Source organism: Arthrobacter sp. Y3221157, assembly GCF_059089865.1.
Genome location: NZ_JBNHFD010000079.1, coordinates 1 through 18998 on the forward strand (window position 1 = coordinate 1; position 18998 = coordinate 18998).

Genomic DNA, 18998 nt, shown 5'->3' on the forward strand with positions numbered 1-18998 from the left:
TGGTCGCAGACACGTCGAGTCTCTGAGCTGCACCTGCGCAGCAAAACACGCGAAAAACCCAGATGGCGCGCCTCCGAGCCCCTCGGCCTAGTCTTCGGCCTTGCGCACCGATGACTTTTTGATGTCCAGACGGGACAGTTCTTCCTTGACCGATGCTGTCAGTGCCATGGCACCTTCCTAACTGTTCCCAAAAATGTCCTGGTACGCCGTCGCCAGACGCAGGGGATCATGGACGGGCCGGCGTCCCGACGCCCCTACTTTACCCAAGACAACCTCGGCCCCGATCATCGCGGCGGCCCGCTCGAACTCCTGCCGGTCCGGCACCGAGGCAGGATCGGCCAGGACAACGTCCACCGTGAACTCCGGGGCGTAGCGCCGCAGCACGTCGAGATGGTCCGCGGCCGTCATCCCGGAAGTCTCCTTGGTGTCCGTGGCGAGGTTCATGGTGAGGCAGCGTTTGGCAGGGGTGTTGCAAAGCGCCTGGCGCATCTCCGGCAGCAGCAGGTGCGGCAGCACGGAGGTGTACCAGGAGCCCGGGCCCAGGATGACCCAGTCAGCCAGCTCGATGGCCGTGAGCGCCTCCGTGCAGGCCCGGGCCGCCTCGGGCATGAGCCGGACGTGTTCCAGCGAGCCCGCCACAGCACAGCGCGCCTGCCCGCGGATGGTCTGCAGGGCGGAGGCGCCATCCGGCGCAGTGACGCGGACGTCGCCTTCGATGGTCAGCGGCTCGGTGGACATGGGCAGGACCTGGCCGCGGGCGCCCAGCAGCGCACCGGCCCATTTCAGTCCGGCCACGGTGTCCCCCAGCAGCTCCCAGAGGGTGACGATCAGCAGGTTCCCCATGGCGTGCTCGTCCAGCGAACCGCCCGGGCCCTTGCCGGGACGGAATCGGTGCTGCATGACGTCGCGCCAGGTCCTGCCCCAGTCCGTGTCGTCGCAGAGCGCGGACAAGGCCATCCGCAGGTCCCCCGGCGGGAGGACGCCGTACTCTTCGCGCAGGCGCCCGGAAGAGCCGCCGTCGTCCGCCACCGTAACGACGGCGGTCAGTTCGGACGTGAGCAGGCGCAGCGCCGAGAGGGAGGCGGAGAGACCGTGGCCGCCGCCGAGCGCCACAACGTTGGGACCTTTGTCCTGCTGGCTGGCTCCGGTTCCGGACGCAGGCGGAACCAGCGGCAGCGCGCCGGTGAACAGCGCCATTATTCGCGGCCCAGATCCCGGTGCGTGGTGGTCACGGTGACCCGGGGGAACTGCGCGAGTTTCTTGGAGAGCTCGACGGCGACTGCAACGGAGCGGTGTTTCCCGCCGGTGCAGCCCACGGCGATGGTGGCGTAGTGCTTGTTTTCGCGGCGGTATCCGTCCAGGACGGGCTCCAGGGCCATCACATACCGGTCCACGAAGTTCTTGACGCCCTCCGCCTCCAGCACGTAGTCGCTGACGTCCTTGTCCAGCCCGGTGTGCGGGCGCAGCTGCGGAACCCAGTGCGGGTTGGGGATGAACCGGACGTCGGCCACGTAGTTGGAGTCGACGGGCAGGCCGTACTTGAAGCCGAAACTCATGATGTTGAGCCGGAGCGCCACCGGCCCGGTTTCGCTGAAGAGCTCCGTGATGGCCGTGGCCAGCCCGTGGACGTTGTAGCCGGAGGTGTCCAGGACGACGTCGGAGCTGTCGCGCAGTTCCTGCAGCAGCTCGCGTTCGGCGGCGATGCCGTCCAGGATGCGGCCGCCGCCCTGCAGCGGATGCGGCCGTCGTCCCTGCTCGAAGCGGCGGACCAGGACGTTGTCGCTGGCGTCGAGGAACAGGACCCGGAAGGTGACGCCGCTGGCCGCGAGGGCCCCAAGGGCGGCGCGGATATCCGCGAAGAGCCCCTTGCTGCGGACGTCGATCACCACGGCGAGCCGCGGGATGGACTGCGGGGCGTGGGAGACGAGTTCGGCCAGCGTGCCCAGCATCTGCGGCGGCAGGTTCTCCACCACGTACCAGCCATGGTCCTCCAGCGCGTCGGCGGCGGTGCTCCGGCCGGCTCCGGACATTCCGGTGACCACCAGCAGCTCCGCTTCGAGCGGCTTGACGGGCTGCATCCCGTCCTGCCCGGCTCCGGATTCCGCCGTCGTGTCTGCCATTAAGTCCGCCCCGTTTCTGTTGTTGCCATGCCGGGCGCGCACCGACGCAAACCCCGCCCCTTACCCTAGCTAAGTTTCAATGATTTCGCCGGTGGACATGTTGATGGCGGGCACCGTTGCCGCAGCCGGCTCGCCCGTGGAGAAGTGGCTCACGATGGCGCTGGCCAGCGCAGGGCCTATGCCCTTCGCCTGCGAGAGCTCTTCGGCGGAGGCGGCCTTGACCCCCTTGACGGACCCGAAGTGGGCCAGCAGTGCCTTGCGCTTGGATGCGCCCAGCCCGGGAACTCCGTCCAGTGCGGATACCGTCATCGCCTTGCCGCGCTTCTGCCGGTGGAACGTGATGGCGAAGCGGTGGGCTTCGTCACGGATGCGCTGCAGCAGGTACAGCCCCTGCGAGGTCCGGGGAAGGATTACGGGGAAGTCGCTGTCCGGCAGCCAGACCTCTTCGAGGCGCTTGGCGAGGCCCACCACGTAGACATCGTCGATGCCCAGGTCCGTGAGGGCCCGGGCGGCGGCGTTGACCTGCGGTTTGCCGCCGTCGACCACCACCAGGTTGGGCGGATAGGCGAACTTGGCCCGCGGGGCGGGCGTCGTGGTGTCCGCTACGGTGCTGTCCTTCGGGCTGCTGTCCATGGGCGTCTCCTGCTGCCCGGGTTCCGGCTGTTCCGCATCTTCCGGGCCAGGGCCCAGCACCGAGTCATCCACTTGGGCGGACTTGTCCTGCAGGTAGTGGCGGAACCGCCGGGTGAGGACGTCGTGCATCGCGGCGGTGTCGTCGGCTGCTGCGGGCCCGGTCACGGAAAACTTCCGGTAGTCCGACTTCTTCGGCAGGCCGTCCTCCACCACCACCATGGAGGCCACCACGTTGGTTCCCTGGACATGGGAGACGTCGAAGCATTCGATCCGCAGCAGGGGTACCGGCAGGTCCAGCGCTTGCTGGAGTTCCTGGAGGGCCTGCGAACGGACGGTGAGGTCTCCGGCCCTTCGCGTCTTGTGCAGCTTCAGCGCATGCTCCGCGTTTTCACGGACGGTGGTCATGAGGGCGGCCTTGTCGCCGCGCTGCGGAACCCGGATGTCCACCTTCGCGCCCCGGATTCCGCCGAGCCACTGCGCCAGCTCCCCGGCGTTGCTGGGCTCCACGGGAACCAGCACCTCGCGGGGCAGCCTGCCGTGGCTGTCGCCGTCGTTGCCGTAGACCTGCTGCAGTAGGTGCTCCACGAGGTCCGGCGTGGTGAAGTCCTCCACCTTCTCAACCACCCAGCCGCGCTGGCCGCGGATCCTGCCGCCGCGGACGTGGAACACCTGCACCGCGGCTTCGAGTTCGTCCTCGTGGAGCGCGAAGATGTCCGCGTCCGTGTCCTCCGCGAGCACCACCGCATTGCGCTCGAAGACTTTCCGAAGGGCGGCGATGTCATCCCGGATCCTGGCGGCGTGCTCGTAGTCAAGCTCGGCCACGGCATCCGCCATCTGCTTTTCGAGTTTGGCGATGAAGCGCTTGGCCTCGCCGCCCATGAAGGCGCAAAAGTCCTCGGCCAGGGAGCGGTGGTCCTCGGCAGAGATGCGGCCCACGCACGGGGCCGAGCATTTGTCGATGTAGCCCAGGAGGCAGGGCCGGCCGGTGGCTTCGGCACGCTTGAACACCCCTGCGCTGCAGCTGCGGACCGGAAACACCCGGAGCAGGGTGTCCATGGTTTCCCTGATGGCGCCCGCGGTGTAGGGACCGAAGTAGCGGGTCCCCTTCTTCTTGTCGCCCCGCATGACCTGGACGCGCGGGTACTTCTCCCCCATGGTTACGGCAAGGTACGGGTAGGTCTTGTCATCCCGGAACACCACATTGAACCGCGGCTTGAATTCCTTGATCCAGGTGTATTCCAGCTGCAGCGACTCCAGCTCGCTGCCCACCACGGTCCACTCCACGCTGCTCGCTGCGTGGACCATGGCGTAGGTCTTGGGCAGCAGCCCTGCCGGGTTGGCGAAGTAGGAGTTCAGCCGGGAGCGGAGGCTTTTGGCCTTGCCGACGTAGATGACCCGGCCGTGGGGGTCGCGGAACCGGTAGACCCCCGGGTTGGTGGGGATTTCACCCGTCCTGGGCCGGTAACTTGCTGGATTTGCCACTTATCCATTCTACTGAGCCGTACCCGCCGGCTGCGCCAGCCGGAGCCCCTGCCGCTGGCGGCCTAGTCGAGCACTTTGCTCTGGTTGTAACTGGTGGACCGTTCCTGGCCGCTGAGTTCCGCGATGGCATCCATGATCCGGTCAGTGACCTCGCGCCGGGCCGGCAGCGAATGGTCCGGGCCGGTCTTGTCGAAGTACAGCGGCTCCCCCACCTTCATGGTGAAGTGCTGGGGCCGCACGCCCTTCTCGCCCGCACGCTGCAGGTTCTCCGTGCCGACCAAGCCCACCGGGATTACCGGCGCGCCGGTGGTCAGCGCAAGCCAGCCCACGCCGGTGCGTCCGCGGTAGAGGATGCCGTCCCGGGAACGCGTGCCCTCAGGGTAGATGCCGATCCCGCGGCCGGACTCGAGGATGTCCAGGAGGGTCTTGAGCGCCTGGACACTCGCCGCCTGCTCGCCCCTCTCCACGGGAATGGAGCCCACGGACTCGAAAAAGGCCTTCATGACTTTGCCTTTGATCCCGCCGGTGGTGAAGTACTCGGCTTTGGCGAAGAACGCCACCGGACGGGGCATCAGCGCCTGGACAATAACACTGTCGAAGAAGGACAGGTGGTTGGGTGCCACGATGAAAGGCCCGTCCGTGGGGACGTTTTCAACGCCGACGACGGTGGGCCGGCAGGTGCCCGCGATCAGGCTCCGCGTGGTCCAGCGGACGGCTTCAAACATTTCCATCGTTGGTCACCTCGCTCATGGCGGCACTGTGGATGGCCTGCAGCCGGTTGATGACCTTCACCAGCTCTTCCGCAGTGTGCACGACGGCCACGGACCCGGCGTTTTCCAGTTCGCCGTCGGGAGCGAAACCCCAGGCAACACCGATGCAGTCGAGCCCGTTGGCAATGGCTCCCGAGACATCCTGGGCGCGGTCCCCCACCATGAGGGCATGCCGGGTTTCCAGGTCCTCAAGGGCTGCGGCGATGATTTCCGTCTTTCCCAGTGGCACCCCTTCGACGGCCGTCTCGTCGTCGGCCGAGCCGCGGATGCTCAGGAACAGCTGGTCGATGCCGTGGTGCGCCAGGACCTTCCGGGCCAGGTTCTGCGGTTTCTGGGTGGCTACGGCCACCGGTGTCCCGGCGGCCGCGAAGGATTCCAGCACTTCGCGGATGCCCGGGTACAGCCGGCTCTGGGCGATGCCGGTAGCCACGTAGTGCTCACGGTAGCGGCGGATGACCTCGTCCAGGAGGTGGGCGGGCACCTGCGCCACGTTAAGCAGGGAATCGCTGAGCTTGGGGCCGATCATGGCTTCGAGCAGGTCCTGGCCGGGAACGGGAAGCCCCACGGCCGTCAGGGCCGCCGCAATTCCTTCTGTTATTCCACCGGCCGGATCGACAAGAGTGCCGTCCAGGTCAAAGATCACGGGCACTGTTGTTGAAGTCACCGGGTTAGTTTCTCACGTCAGCAGCAGTGCCTGAAACTCGCATTCCCGCGGCGGAATATTTCTCTTGTCCTAGCCCAGGATTTCGGCGAGGAAGGTGGCCGTGTGGCTGGTGGTGGACGTTGCAACCTGCTCCGGCGTGCCGGTGGCGACAATCTGTCCGCCGCCGGAGCCACCGTCCGGTCCGAGGTCCACGATCCAGTCGGCGCTCTTGATAACGTCCAGGTTGTGCTCGATGGTGATGACGGTGTTGCCTTTGTCCACCAGGCCCTGCAGGACCAGAAGCAGCTTGCGGATGTCTTCGAAGTGCAGGCCGGTGGTGGGCTCATCCAGCACATACACGCTCCGGCCGTTGGAGCGCTTTTGCAGCTCTGCCGCCAGCTTGACGCGCTGCGCCTCACCACCGGAGAGGGTTGTGGCCGGCTGGCCGAGCCTGACGTAGCCCAGGCCGACGTCAACCAAGGTGTTCAGGTGCCGCGCGATGGGTGAGAACGCGGCGAAGAACTCCGCCGCCTCCTCGATGGGCATGTTAAGGACCTCGGCGATGGTCTTGCCCTTGTAGTGCACCTCCAGGGTTTCCCGGTTGTACCGTGCGCCATGGCAAACCTCGCAGGGGACGTAGACGTCCGGCAGGAAGTTCATCTCGATCTTGAGCGTGCCGTCGCCTGAGCAGGCCTCGCAGCGCCCGCCCTTGACGTTGAAGGAGAACCGGCCGGGAAGGTAGCCGCGGACCTTGGCTTCAGTGGTTTCGGCGAAGAGCTTGCGGATGTTGTCGAAGACGCCCGTGTAGGTGGCCGGGTTGGAGCGCGGCGTGCGCCCGATGGGGCTCTGGTCCACGTGGACCACCTTGTCCAGGTGCTCGAGGCCCTGGACGGTCTTGTGGCGCCCTGCCACCTGCTTGGCGCCGTTGAGCTTGTTGGCCAGCACCTTGTACAGGATCTCGTTCACCAGGGTGGACTTGCCGGAACCGCTCACCCCGGTCACCGCGGTAAAGAGGCCGAGCGGGAATGCGGCGTCAACGTTGTTGAGGTTGTTTTCGCGTGCACCCACCACCTTGAGCTCGCGCTTCTTGTCGTACTTGCGCCGCTTCTTGGGCACATCGATGCTCTTGCGCCCGGACAGGTAGTCGCCGGTCAGGGATGCGGTGTTCTCCAGGAGCTCCTTGTACGAGCCGGAGTGCACTACCTGGCCGCCGTGCTCGCCGGCGCCGGGCCCGATGTCCACGATCCAGTCGGCGACGTGGATGGTGTCCTCGTCGTGCTCCACCACGATCAGGGTGTTGCCCATGTCGCGGAGCCGGGTGAGGGTATCGATGAGCCGCCGGTTGTCGCGCTGGTGCAAGCCGATGGACGGCTCATCCAGGACATAGAGCACGCCCACCAGGCCGGAGCCGATCTGGGTGGCCAGGCGGATGCGCTGCGCCTCGCCGCCCGACAGCGTGGAGGACGGGCGTTCCAGGTTCAGGTACTCCAGCCCGACGTCCAGGAGGAACGTCAGGCGCGCCTGGATTTCCTTGAGGACCTGGTGCGCGATCTGGGCTTCACGGCCGGTGAGGACGAGGTTCTCCAGGAACGCGGCGCAATCCCGCATGGGAAGGGCCGCCACTTCGGCAATGGACTTGCCGTTGATGAGCACGGACAGGGACGCAGGATTGAGGCGCGCGCCGTTACAGGCAGGGCAGGGGATCTGCCGCATGTACTCCTCATACCGGTCGCGTGCCCAGTCGGAGTCGGTTTCGCCGTGCTTGCGGTGCACGTACTGGATGGCGCCTTCGAACCCGGTGCTGTACTTGCGTTCCCGTCCGAAGCGGTTCCGGTACTGCACCACCACCTTGTGGTCCTTGCCGTGCAGGACAGTCTGGCGGACGTCCTTGCCCAGCTTCTCCCAGGGGGTATCCATCGAGAATCCGAGTTCCTTTGCCAGGCCCTCGAGGAGCCGGTTCCAGTACTCGGTGGTGGCAGTTCCCATCGACCAGGGGGCGATGGCGCCCTCGGACAGGGAGAGCTCCGGGTTCGGGACGATCAGTTCCTCGTCCACTTCCAGCTTGGTGCCGATGCCGCTGCAGGCTGCGCAGGCGCCGAAGGGGTTATTGAAGGAGAAGGATCGGGGTTCGATCTCGTCGATGGCGAGGGGATGCTCATTGGGGCAGGCGAGGTTCTCGGAGAACGCCCGGATCCGTGCGGGGTCATCCGCCTCGAGGTCCACGAACTCCGCCAGGACGCGGCCCTCAGCCAGCCCGAGGGCGGTTTCGATGGAGTCCGTGAGCCGCTGGCTGATACCTTCCTTGACCACCAGCCGGTCCACCACCACCTCGATAGTGTGCTTGAACTGCTTGCCCAGCTTGGGCGGATCGCTCAGCTGGACGAGGTTGCCGTCCACCCGTGCCCGGGAGTAGCCCTTGGCGCTGAGCTCCTTGAAGAGGTCCACGAACTCGCCCTTGCGCCCGCGCACCACCGGGGCGAGGACCTGGAAGCGGGTGCCTTCGTCGAGCTCGAGCAGCTGGTCGACGATCTGCTGCGGTGTCTGCTTGGCAACGGGCTTGCCGCAGACGGGGCAGTGCGGCCGGCCCACGCGCGCCCAGAGCAGGCGCATGTAGTCGTAGATCTCGGTGATGGTGCCCACCGTGGAGCGCGGGTTCTTGCTGGTGGATTTCTGGTCGATGGAAACTGCCGGCGACAGGCCTTCAATGAAATCGACATCCGGCTTGTCCACCTGCCCGAGGAACTGGCGGGCGTAGGCGGACAGTGATTCGACATAGCGGCGCTGGCCCTCGGCGAAGATCGTGTCGAACGCCAGTGACGATTTGCCCGAGCCTGACAGACCTGTGAAGACGATCATCGCATCGCGCGGCAGGTCCAGGTCAACGTTCCGGAGATTGTGTTCGCGGGCACCCTTCACCACGAGCCGGGACAGGTCATGGCGCTGCACAATGCCGGTGGAGGGCTCGGTGACGGAGGTGGGTTCGATGGCGGTTTCTTCAGCTAAGGCTTTAGGCACCCAATAATGCTAATCGAAAACTTCTTCGAAACCGTCACCGCCGACGGCCCTCAGCGGGCGTCGTAGGCGGCCGCCAGCAGCTTCACGGCTTCGGCAAACGTTGCCCCCTGCGACTTGGCGGCTTCGGCGTAGGCCGTCGCGGCCGCGGAGAGCCCGCTGAGACGTTCGTCACGTGCACTGACCACCGTCCCGTTCCGGCCTCGGGTGGCCACGATGCCCGCCGCCTCCAGCTCTTTATAGGCCCGGGCCACTGTGTGCGGCGCCACGTCAAGGCTGTCCGCGAGGGTGCGGACAGCGGGAAGCCGGGTGCCGGGCGGAAGCGCACCGCTGTCAGCCAGGTGGATGATGCGGAGCCTCAGCTGCTCGTACAGCGCCACCGTGCTGGCGGTGTTGGGCTTCCAGGCCCCGGGAAAGTCGGGGACGGCCTTCACCGGCCCGCCTCAAGGACGCCGGCATTGCCGGTGCGGGCAGCGAACTGGGCGTAGTAGAGCCGGGCGTAGTAGCTTTTGGCCGCCAGGAGGTTTTGGTGGTTGCCCTGTTCGACGATGCGTCCGTGGTCCATGACCAAGATTAGATCAGCGTTGCGTACCGTGGACAAACGGTGGGCAATCACGAAACTGGTCCGGCCGTGCCTCAGCTGCTGGGTGGCCTGCCGGATCAGCAGTTCGGTCCTGGAGTCCACGGAGCTCGTTGCCTCGTCCAGGATCAGGACGGCGCGGCCGGCCAGTTGCGCCCGGGCAATGGTGACGAGCTGGCGCTGGCCCCGGCTGAGGGGTTCACCGCCGTCTTCCAGCACGGTGTCGTATCCGTCCGGCAGTGCCCGGACAAAACGGTCAACGTGGCTGGCCTCTGCCGCGGCCAGGATGCCGGCCTCGGTGGCGTCCGGCAAACCGTAGGCAATGTTCTCGCGGATGCTGCCCCCAAACAGCCAGGCGTCCTGGAGCACCACGCCGAACTGTGCGCGCAGCCGGTCCCGGGGCATGGCGGAGGTATCGGTTCCGCCGATGGTGATCCGGCCCGAGGTTGGCTCATAGAACCGCATCAGCAGGTTTATCACGGTGGTTTTCCCTGCACCGGTGTGTCCGACGACGGCCACCGTCTGCCCGGGCTCCACCCTGAACGAAAGGTTGCGGACGGCCGGGGACGAGCCCGGGTAGCCGAATGTCACGTCGTCGAACTCGATCGCTCCGCCGGCCGCCGGCTGCCCGTACGCGGCATCAGGGTCGGCAGCTTCCTCTTCCGCGTCCAGCAGGGCGAAAACGCGGGCGGCCGACGCGGCGCAGGACTGCATGACATTGAGCAGGCCGCCGATCTGTCCCACCGGCTGGGTGAAGAGCCGGCTGAACTGGATGAAAGCCTGGATCCCGCCGATGGTCATGGCTCCCGCTATGACCTGGAGGGCCCCGATGACGGCCACCGCAACATAGTTCAGGTTGGCCATCAGCACCATGAGGGGCTGGACGACACCGGCTGAAAACTGGGCTTTCGTGGACGCACGGGCCAGCCGCGAGTTGCCGGCCGCAAAAACGCCAGCCGCACGGGACTGGTATCCGAAGGCTTTGATGACTTCGTGGCCGGTGATGAATTCCTCTGCATGCGCATTGAGCTCACCGGTTTCCATCCATTGCCGCGCGTAATGCACCTGGGACCTGCGGGCCAGGAAAAAGGTGATGCAGGAGGACAGCGGAACGGTGGCGAGTGCGATGGCCGCCAGCAGCGGCGAGATCCACAGCATCATGGCGAGCGACCCGGACAGCATCAGGACGGACATGATCAGCTGTGTCAGGAGCTGGTTCAACGCCTGGGAGATGTTGTCAATATCGTTGGTGGCCCTGCTCAGGACGTCGCCGCGGGAGCTGTCGCGGTAGTAGGAGGCGGGCAGCCGGTGAAGTTTGTCCTCCACGGCAGACCTCATGTTGTACATCAGTCCCTGGACGGAACGCGCCGTCAGCGCGCCCTGGATCCAGTTGAACAGCGACGCGAGGACGTACATCACCGCCACTGCCGCAAGCAGCAGGACGAGTCGTTCCTGGTCTGTGCTGCCGCCGTAGACGCCATCAACCACCACGTCCGTGGCATCGCCCAGGTACTTGGGGGCGGCCACGTTCAGGCCGGCGAAGGCACAGGTGGCTGCGACGGCTCCGAGCATCAGCCGCCCGAACGGCCGCAGCCGCCCGAGGAGCCGCCACGATGTGGCGCGGAATGCCGGGTCTGCCGCCGTAGCGCCGGCCGGGGCCGTCACTGCGGGCCGTCCAGGGCGAGCTGTGATTCCGCGATTTCCCGGTAGGTGGACGACGTCTCCAGCAGCTCCCGGTGTGTACCCTGCGCAACCACCTGGCCGCCGTCGAGCACCAGGATCAATTCGGCGTCCTCGACAGTGGAGACGCGTTCGGCCACGACAAGGATGGTGGCGGCCGCGAGTTCGGCGTCCAGCACCTGCCGCAGCCGCGTGTCCGTGTGGTAGTCAAGTGCAGAGAAGCTGTCGTCGAAGAGATACAGGGATGACTTGCGCAGCAGTGCGCGGGCTATGCAGAGCCGTTGGCGCTGTCCCCCGGACAGTTTGGTTCCGCCCTGCCCCACCGGCGTCTCAAGGCCCAGGGGCAATGCGCTCATGAAGCGCATGGTCTGCGCCTTTTCAAGGGCATCCCACAGTTCCATGTCCGAGGCTCCGGGTGCCGCCATCCGCAGGTTCTCGGCGATGGTTCCGGAAAACAGGTGCGAGTGCTGGGGCACCACGGACATGGAGCCGCGCAGTGCATCCAGGGGCAGGTCCTTAATGTTGACGCCGTCGAGTGTGATGGCGCCTTGGGTGGTGTCGAGGAAACGCGGGACCAGGTTCAGCAGGGTGGACTTTCCGCTGCCCGTGGATCCCACGATGGCCGTGGTGGTGCCGGGCAGCGCGGTGAAGCTGACGCCGGCAAGGACAGGCGCCTCGGCCCCCGGATAGGAGAAGCCGACATCCGTGAACTCAATGGTGCCGCCCTGCGGGACGGAACCGCTGGGTCCGTTCCGGGGCTGGGCCGGCAGCATGCGTGCCGCAGGCTCCCCGGGATCCGCCACCGAGGGCTCGGTGTCCAGGACAGCGCCGATCCGTTCCGCGCACACGGCTGCCCGCGGTGCCGTCATCAGGACGTACATGGACATCATGATGGCCAGCAGGATCTGCATGATGTAGGCAATGAACGCCGTGAGCGCACCAATGTTCATCTGTCCGGCCTGGATGCGCTGGCCGCCGAACCACACGATTGCCACCGAGGACAGGTTCACCACCAGCATGATCATCGGCAGCATGGCGGCCACGAGCAGGGCCGACTGGAGGTTGTTGGCGGTGAGGCTGCCGTTGGCGCGGGCGAAGCGGTCCGTCTCATGCTCCTGGCGCACAAATGCCCGGATGGTGGCCACGCCGATGATCTGCTCCCGCAGGATGCCCCCGGAATTGTCCAGCAGGTCCTGCCCCTCGCGGTAGAGCGGGATGAGGCGCCGCACAATGGCGGACATGATCAGCACGAGCAGCGGCACGATGACGATGATGACTGCGGACAGCGCCACGTCCTGCTGGAGGGCAAGGATGACTCCGCCCAGGCCCATGGCCGGCCCGGCGATGAGCATGGTGAGCACCAGGAGCGCGAAGGCCTGGATTTGCTGGGTGTCGTTCGTCACCCGGGTGGTGAGGCTCTGGGTTCCAAACCGGGCCACCTCGCGCGAGGACAGGGACTGGATCTTCAGGAAGATCTCCGCCCGGAGCTGCTGGCCGAGCTTCATGGCGATGGCTGCGCCAAAGTAACCTGCCCCAATGGCCGCAGCCGCCTGCACCATGGCAATTCCGGCCATGAGGAGGCCCAGTCGCTGGATGGACGAGGTGTTGCCTGCCACGATGCCGTCATCGATGATGGCCGCGTTGATGGTGGGGAGCAGAAGGTTGGCGGCGGCCTGCACCAGTTGCAGGAGCACGACGGCGGCAACGGGAGCTTTGTGCGCCATAAGCAGCCGCCCCATGAGTCGGATCAGCAACGCACCTCCAGAAGGTCGGGAGGCCTGCGGGGCGGCGGCAACCGCTCCCCACCAGCCACAACGCTCATTGTAAGGCAGATCACTTACTACTTTTGTCAAACGTGTGACAGCGCGGTAGAGCTTGTCCAGCGAATGGATTTCGTTAGTTTTTGCGCCCCACAGCGAAGATCCGGCGGAATGGGAAGACGGTGCCGTGCCGTCCCGGCGGATAGGCGGTGCGGAGCGCCGCTGCGTATTCTGCTTCGAACTCCCTGCCGTCGTCCGCTGAGAGAACGGCCAGCACGGGGCGCAGGGCCGCGCCGCGCACCCACTCAAGGACCGGGTCCGGGCCCGGCAGGACCTGCTGGTACGTGGTTTCCCAGGCATCTGCGGTGCAACCGGCGTCGAGCAGGATAGTGAGGTAGTCCGCCGGCTCACCCACCGATTCCCCGCCGCGAAGCACGCCGTCGAGTTTCGGTGCCCACCGGGCTGACGCTGCGAGCTCCCGCATCAACGCGTGGGAGGGCGCCCCGAAGTTCCCCGGCACCTGCATGGCGAACCAGCCACCGGGACGCAGGGCGGCCAGCCAATCCCGCATGAGGTCCTGATGCCCGGGCACCCATTGGAGGGCGGCGTTACTGACCACCACATCCGTTTCCGCTGGCGGCATCCAGGCGGCAATGTCGGCCTGTTCGAACCGCAGGAGCGGATGCCGGGCGGCTACAGTCCCCGCCTTGTCCAGCATCTCCGCCGACGAGTCGACGCCCACCACCTCGGCTTCCGGCCACCGCCCGGCCAGCGTGGCGGTGAGGTTCCCCGGTCCGCAGCCCAAGTCCACCACCTTTACCGGCCAGTCCGCGTCGATCCTGCCGGTGAGATCGAAGAACGGCCGGTTCCGGTAATCACCGAACTGGACGTATTTGGCCGGATTCCATTTCATAAGCTTCCCCGCTGCCTGGTCGTGTCACAGATACCGCGAAGCCTAGCGGGGTACGCGGCGGATTTCCGGGAGCACCCTGGCACTAAGCTGGAAACCAATGAAACTCGTTGACCAGCTGACCGATCTGCCCCGGAACTCCTCCGCCGCCGTCGATCCCGATGACCTTTACACCCGCTTTGTCGAATGGACGGAAAGCCGCGGCCTGGCGCTGTATCCGGCGCAGGACGAGGCCGTCATGGAACTGGCCACCGGCGCCAACGTCATCCTGGCCACCCCCACCGGGTCGGGAAAATCACTGGTAGCCATCGCCGCGCACTTCCAGGCCATGGCCCAAGGCCGGCGCAGCTACTACACGGCGCCCATCAAGGCACTGGTGTCAGAAAAGTTCTTCGCCCTCTGCGACATCTTCGGCGCCGAGAACGTCGGGATGATCACCGGCGATTCCGGGGTCAACCAGGACGCACCCATCATCTGCTGCACCGCCGAGATCCTGGCAAACACGGCACTGCGCGAGGGTGCGGCAGCCGAACTCGGCGCCGTCATCATGGACGAGTTCCACTTCTACTCGGATCCGCAGCGCGGCTGGGCCTGGCAGGTGCCGCTGCTGGAACTGCCGCAGGCCCAGTTCCTGCTCATGTCCGCCACCCTGGGCGACGTCACCAGGTTCGAGAAAGGCCTGACCGACCTCACCGGCCGCCCCACCACCACGGTGAGTTCCGCCGAACGTCCCATCCCGCTGCACTTCTACTACCACGAGACCCCGGTGCACGAGACGCTCGAAGAGCTGCTCAGCACCAAACAGGTCCCCGTCTACGTGGTCCATTTCAGCCAGATCGAGGCAATCGACCGGGCCCAGACGCTCATGAGCATCAACGTCTGCACCCGTGAGGAGAAGGACAGGATCGCGGAGCTGATCGCGAACTTCCGCTTCGCCTCCGGCTTCGGCAAGACCCTCAACCGGCTGGTCCGGCACGGAATCGGCGTGCACCACGCGGGCATGCTGCCCAAGTACCGCCGCCTGGTGGAACAGCTCGCGCAGGCCGGCCTGCTCAAGGTCATCTGCGGCACCGACACCCTGGGCGTGGGGATCAACGTCCCCATCCGCACCGTCCTGCTCACCGCCCTGAGCAAGTACGACGGCGTCCGCACCCGGCTGCTCAACTCACGCGAATTCCACCAGATCGCGGGCCGTGCCGGCCGCGCGGGCTACGACACCGCCGGAACCGTGGTGGTCCAGGCCCCCGAGCATGTGACCGAGAACGTCAAGGCGATGGCGAAAGCCGTGGCAAAGTTCGGCGACGACCAGAAGAAGCTGCGCCAGGTGGTCAAGAAGAAGCCCCCCGAAGGCTTCGTGTCCTGGGGCGAGCCCACCTATAAGCGCCTGGTCGAGTCCGTACCGGACCCTCTCACGTCCAGTTTCACCGTTACCCACGCCATGCTCATGAACCTCATGGAGCGGCCCGGCGATCCCTTCGCTGCGGCCCGGCGGCTCCTGACCGAAAACCATGAGCCCCGCTCCTCGCAGCTGCAGCTGATGAAGAAGGCACTGGGCATCTACCGCGAGCTGCTGGCGGCGGAGGTGGTGGAGCGGATCCCGGCGGACCAGCAGGAAGCTGACGGACGCACCGTCCGCCTGACCGTCCACCTGCAGCCGAACTTCGCGCTCAACCAGCCGCTCTCCCCCTTCGCACTTGCTGCGCTGGAGCTCCTTGACCCGGAGTCGCCGTCGTACGCCCTGGACGTGGTGTCCGTGATCGAGGCGACGCTGGAAAAGCCCCGCCAGATCCTCTCCGCGCAGCAGAAGAAGGCGCGGGGCGAAGCCGTGGCCGCAATGAAGGCGGACGGCATCGACTACGACCAGCGGATGGCGATGCTGGAGGAGGTCACCTACCCGCAGCCGCTCGCGGACATCCTTGGGGAGGCCTTCGAGGTCTACCGGAAGGCGGCCCCCTGGGTGGGCGACTTCGAACTGGCCCCCAAGTCCGTGGTGCGGGACATGTACGAACGCGCCATGAACTTCGGCGAGTTCGTGCAGTTCTACGGGCTGGCCCGCTCGGAAGGCATCGTGCTGCGATATCTGGCGGACGCCTTCAAGGCCCTGCGGCAAACGGTTCCGCAGGACATGCTGCGGGAGGACCTTGAAGACCTCACCGCGTGGCTCGGCGAAATGGTGCGCCAGGTCGACTCCAGCCTCCTGGATGAATGGGAAGAACTCGCGTCCGGGGCCATGCCCACCCCGCACGACGCGCCGCCGCCTCCCCCGCCGTCGCTCACCTCGAACATCCGGGCCTTCCGCGTGATGGTCCGCAACGAGATGTTCCGCCGCGTTGAACTGTTCGCTGACGAGGACGCGGCGGCCCTTGGTGAACTGGACGCAGGCTCGGGCTGGGACCGGGACCGGTGGGAAGACGTTCTGGACGACTACTTCGACGAGCATGACGACATTGGCACCGGTCCGGATGCCCGCGGCCCGGGGCTGCTCATCATCACCGAGGAAGCCGGGCTGTGGAAGGTGCGGCAGATCTTCGACGATCCTGCCCGGAACCACGACTGGGGCATCTCGGCCGAGGTGGACCTGGCAGCGTCGGACGAAACCGGAACCGCCGTGGTGCGGGTAACGGACGTCAACCGGCTCTGACGCAGGGCTAACCTGCAGCAGGGGGAACGGGCCCGGCGGTAAGCTCGGACAATGAGTGTTATCCGCCCCGCCACCGAACACGACGTGCCCGCGATCCTTCGCATGATCCACGAGCTGGCCCACTACGAGAAGGAACCGGACGCCGTCCGCAACACTCCCGAGATGCTGCGGCAGGTCCTCTTCGGCGAGAACCCGCGCGTCTTTGCCGCCATGGCCGAGAACGAGGCCGGAGACGTCCAGGGCTTCGCACTCTGGTTCCTCAACTACTCCACCTGGGAAGGCGTGCACGGCATCTACCTGGAAGACCTGTACGTCAGCCCGGAGGCGCGCGGCGAGGGCCACGGCAAGGCCCTCCTGCAGCACCTTGCCTCCATAGCGGTGGCAAACGGCTACGCCCGGGTGGAGTGGAGCGTCCTGGACTGGAACGAGCCATCCATCAACTTCTACCGCCGCCTGGGCGCCCGCCCGATGGACGGGTGGTCAACCTTCAGGCTCACCGGCGACGCCCTCGAAAAGTTCGGCAGCCCCTCATCCGCCCCCGTCCCGGCTGCGGCCCATGGCTGAAGCAGGCCACGAAGTCCGTGCCCGGCACGAATTCCGGGGCATGCGCACGGTGGAGCACTACTTCACCGTGCCGCTTGACCACTCCTCGCCGGACGGCGAGACCATCACCGTCTTCGCCCGTGAGTACGTCTCGGACTCCCACAGCGGGGACGAGGCGAAGAACTTGCCCTGGCTGCTGTTCCTGCAGGGCGGCCCGGGCGGCCGCGGGAACAGGTTCGGCTCCCTCGGCGGCTGGGGCAAGGCCGCGGCTAAAGAGTTCCGGATACTGATGCTGGACCAGCGCGGCACCGGACTGTCCACCCCCGTGGACCGCAACACCCTGCCGCTCCGCGGGTCTGCGGTCGACCAGGCCGCGTACTTGGAGCACTTCCGGGCCGATGCCATCGTTGCTGACGCAGAACTGATCAGGAAGGCGCTGGGCTCGGAACCCTGGACCGTGTTCGGGCAGAGCTACGGCGGTTTCTGTGCGCTGACCTACCTGTCCTTTGCCCCCGGCGGCCTGAAGGAAGTCCTCATCACCGGCGGCCTCGCTCCCCTGACCGGTCCTGCCGACGACGTCTACCGCGCCACCTTCCAGCGGGTGGCGGCGCGCAACGCCGAGTACTTCAGCTGGTACCCGGAAGACCGCACCATGGTGGAGCGGATTGCCCGCCACCTGCGGACCACGCCGGAGTTCCTGCCCGACGGCGGTCCCCTCACCGTGGAGCGCCTCCAGATGCTGGGCGCCTTCCTTGGCGGCAACACCAGGGTGGACAGCCTGCACTACCTGCTGGAGGATGCGTTCACCGGGACCCCGGCCGGGCCGAGGCTCTCCGATCCCTTCCTTGACCAGATGCAGGGCATCGTCTCACGCCGGTCCAACCCGCTCTATGCCCTGATGCATGAATCCATCTACGGGCAGGGCCAGGCAACGGACTGGTCGGCGTGGCGCGTGCTGGCGGAGTATCCCGAATTCCGGCCTGACGCGGAGCCCCTGCTGCTCACCGGCGAAATGGTCTACCCCTGGTATTTCGAGCAGGATCCTGCCCTGCAGCCCCTCCGCGAGGTGGCCGGGCTGCTCGCCGCGAAACAGGACTGGCGGCCGCTCTACGATATCCGGCAGCTTGCCGCCAACCGGGTACCGGTGGCAGCAGCCGTATATTCCGAGGACATCTATGTGGACCGGAAGCTGTCCCTGGAAACGGCCGCCGCGGTCCGTGGGCTGGAGGTCTGGGAGACCGGGGATTTCCACCATGACGGCATCGCCGATGACGGCGAGGGGATCTTCAACCGGCTGCTTGGGATGGTGAGGTCAGGCCGCCGCTGAGGCCCGGCGACCCGCCACCCGGGTCAGGAAGGCTGCGGCCAGGACGAGGGCGCCCACCACGCCGCCCAGCATGTTCAGCCCCAGGTAGCCGGTCCAGCTGAGCACAAGGCCGGAGACAGCGCCGCCCACCGCCCCCGCTGCGCCCATCAGCATGTCCGAGACACCCTGCACCACCACCCGGGACTCCTGTCCGACGCTCTCGGCCAGCAGGGTGGACCCGGAGACAGTCGCTGCGGACCAGCCCATGCCCAGCAGCACCAGGCCGACGGCGACGGCTGCGGTGGAGCCCTCACCGAACCCCGCCACGAGGACGGCAGTGATCAGCAGCATGCAGCCGATCATGACGGTCTCGGTCCGGCCAGCTTTGTCCGTTAGCCAGCCCATCACCGGTGACAGCGCGAACATGCCCGCGATGTGCAGGGAAATGGTAAAGCCGATGATGACCAGCACATCACCGGATGCCGTATGGCCGGCATGGGATGCCGCGGGTCCTTCCACGAGGTGCTGCAGGTGAAGCGGTGTCATGGACATGACGCCCACCATGACGGCGTGGGCCCCGACGACGGCGGCGACGGCCAGCAGCGCAGTGCGCGAACCCCGGATTGCGCGCATCCCGCGGGCCAATGAGCCTCCCGGCCGGGGCGCGCCCGGGGCGGCACCCGCAGCAGCGCCGGCGGCGGCCGGCCCACGTTCCGCAACCTGGCGGGCCGCAACTTCACGGGCGAGGTGCAGCGGGTCCGGCCGGAGTCCGATGAGGACAAGCAGGGTGGCCACCAGAAGCCCGGCGCCGGAAATCACAAACGGTCCTGCCACCGCTGGCAGCCCCAGCGCCGCACCCACCACCGTGCCGGGCTGGATCAGGTTGGGTCCTGCTACGGCGCCAACCGTCACGGCCCA

The 18998-nt window shown here is 66.7% G+C and carries 14 protein-coding genes; 3 read left to right on the forward strand and 11 right to left on the reverse strand.

Features of this window, described 5'->3' with window-relative positions; genetic code table 11:
* Positions 1–177: 177 nt before the first annotated feature.
* The 10 genes from AC5RTT_RS16265 to AC5RTT_RS16310 form a co-directional block, all read right to left on the reverse strand.
* Positions 178–1197, reverse strand: a complete 1020-nt coding sequence (locus AC5RTT_RS16265) for a gluconeogenesis factor YvcK family protein (protein WP_494052268.1) — start codon at positions 1195–1197, stop codon at positions 178–180.
* Positions 1197–2120, reverse strand: coding sequence for an RNase adapter RapZ (gene rapZ, locus AC5RTT_RS16270; protein ID WP_494009071.1), 924 nt, complete (start codon positions 2118–2120; stop codon positions 1197–1199). The genes AC5RTT_RS16265 and rapZ overlap by 1 nt, the downstream gene beginning before the upstream one ends.
* 69 nt (positions 2121–2189) lie before the next feature.
* On the reverse strand, positions 2190–4235 hold the full coding sequence (uvrC, locus tag AC5RTT_RS16275) for an excinuclease ABC subunit UvrC (RefSeq protein WP_494146057.1): 2046 nt from the start codon (positions 4233–4235) through the stop codon (positions 2190–2192).
* A gap of 62 nt (positions 4236–4297) precedes the next feature.
* Entirely contained in the window at positions 4298–4966 is a 669-nt protein-coding gene (locus tag AC5RTT_RS16280) for a lysophospholipid acyltransferase family protein (RefSeq protein WP_494124736.1), read from the reverse strand.
* Positions 4953–5669, reverse strand: coding sequence for an HAD hydrolase-like protein (locus tag AC5RTT_RS16285; protein WP_494146058.1), 717 nt, complete (start codon positions 5667–5669; stop codon positions 4953–4955). The genes AC5RTT_RS16280 and AC5RTT_RS16285 overlap by 14 nt, the downstream gene beginning before the upstream one ends.
* A gap of 69 nt (positions 5670–5738) precedes the next feature.
* A complete protein-coding gene (uvrA, locus tag AC5RTT_RS16290; RefSeq protein ID WP_494146059.1) occupies positions 5739–8663 on the reverse strand; it encodes an excinuclease ABC subunit UvrA in 2925 nt (974 codons plus the stop codon).
* Between the two features lie 50 nt (positions 8664–8713).
* Entirely contained in the window at positions 8714–9094 is a 381-nt protein-coding gene (locus AC5RTT_RS16295) for a GntR family transcriptional regulator (protein ID WP_494146060.1), read from the reverse strand.
* Complete coding sequence (locus AC5RTT_RS16300) at positions 9091–10812, reverse strand: ABC transporter ATP-binding protein (RefSeq protein ID WP_494146067.1); 1722 nt, start codon at positions 10810–10812, stop codon at positions 9091–9093. The genes AC5RTT_RS16295 and AC5RTT_RS16300 overlap by 4 nt, the downstream gene beginning before the upstream one ends.
* Before the next feature lie 89 nt (positions 10813–10901).
* On the reverse strand, positions 10902–12644 hold the full coding sequence (locus AC5RTT_RS16305) for an ABC transporter ATP-binding protein (protein WP_494146061.1): 1743 nt from the start codon (positions 12642–12644) through the stop codon (positions 10902–10904).
* 172 nt (positions 12645–12816) lie between these two features.
* Positions 12817–13593, reverse strand: a complete 777-nt coding sequence (locus AC5RTT_RS16310) for a trans-aconitate 2-methyltransferase (RefSeq protein ID WP_494146062.1) — start codon at positions 13591–13593, stop codon at positions 12817–12819.
* 97 nt (positions 13594–13690) lie between these two features.
* On the opposite strand from AC5RTT_RS16310, the gene AC5RTT_RS16315 reads away from it, so the two are divergent.
* The 3 genes from AC5RTT_RS16315 to AC5RTT_RS16325 are packed head-to-tail and all read left to right on the forward strand — an operon-like array spanning position 13691 to position 18101.
* A complete protein-coding gene (locus AC5RTT_RS16315; RefSeq protein ID WP_494146063.1) occupies positions 13691–16231 on the forward strand; it encodes a DEAD/DEAH box helicase in 2541 nt (846 codons plus the stop codon).
* A 51-nt stretch (positions 16232–16282) separates the two neighbouring features.
* Positions 16283–16795, forward strand: a complete 513-nt coding sequence (locus AC5RTT_RS16320; RefSeq protein WP_494146064.1) for a GNAT family N-acetyltransferase — start codon at positions 16283–16285, stop codon at positions 16793–16795.
* Positions 16788–18101, forward strand: coding sequence for an alpha/beta fold hydrolase (locus AC5RTT_RS16325; RefSeq protein WP_494146065.1), 1314 nt, complete (start codon positions 16788–16790; stop codon positions 18099–18101). Before AC5RTT_RS16320 ends, AC5RTT_RS16325 begins: the two co-directional genes overlap by 8 nt.
* Here AC5RTT_RS16325 and AC5RTT_RS16330 read toward each other — a convergent pair.
* Positions 18087–18998: MFS transporter (locus tag AC5RTT_RS16330; protein WP_494146066.1), on the reverse strand; the 912-nt coding region annotated here is incomplete at its 5' end. The two genes, AC5RTT_RS16325 and AC5RTT_RS16330, sit on opposite strands and share 15 nt — an antisense overlap.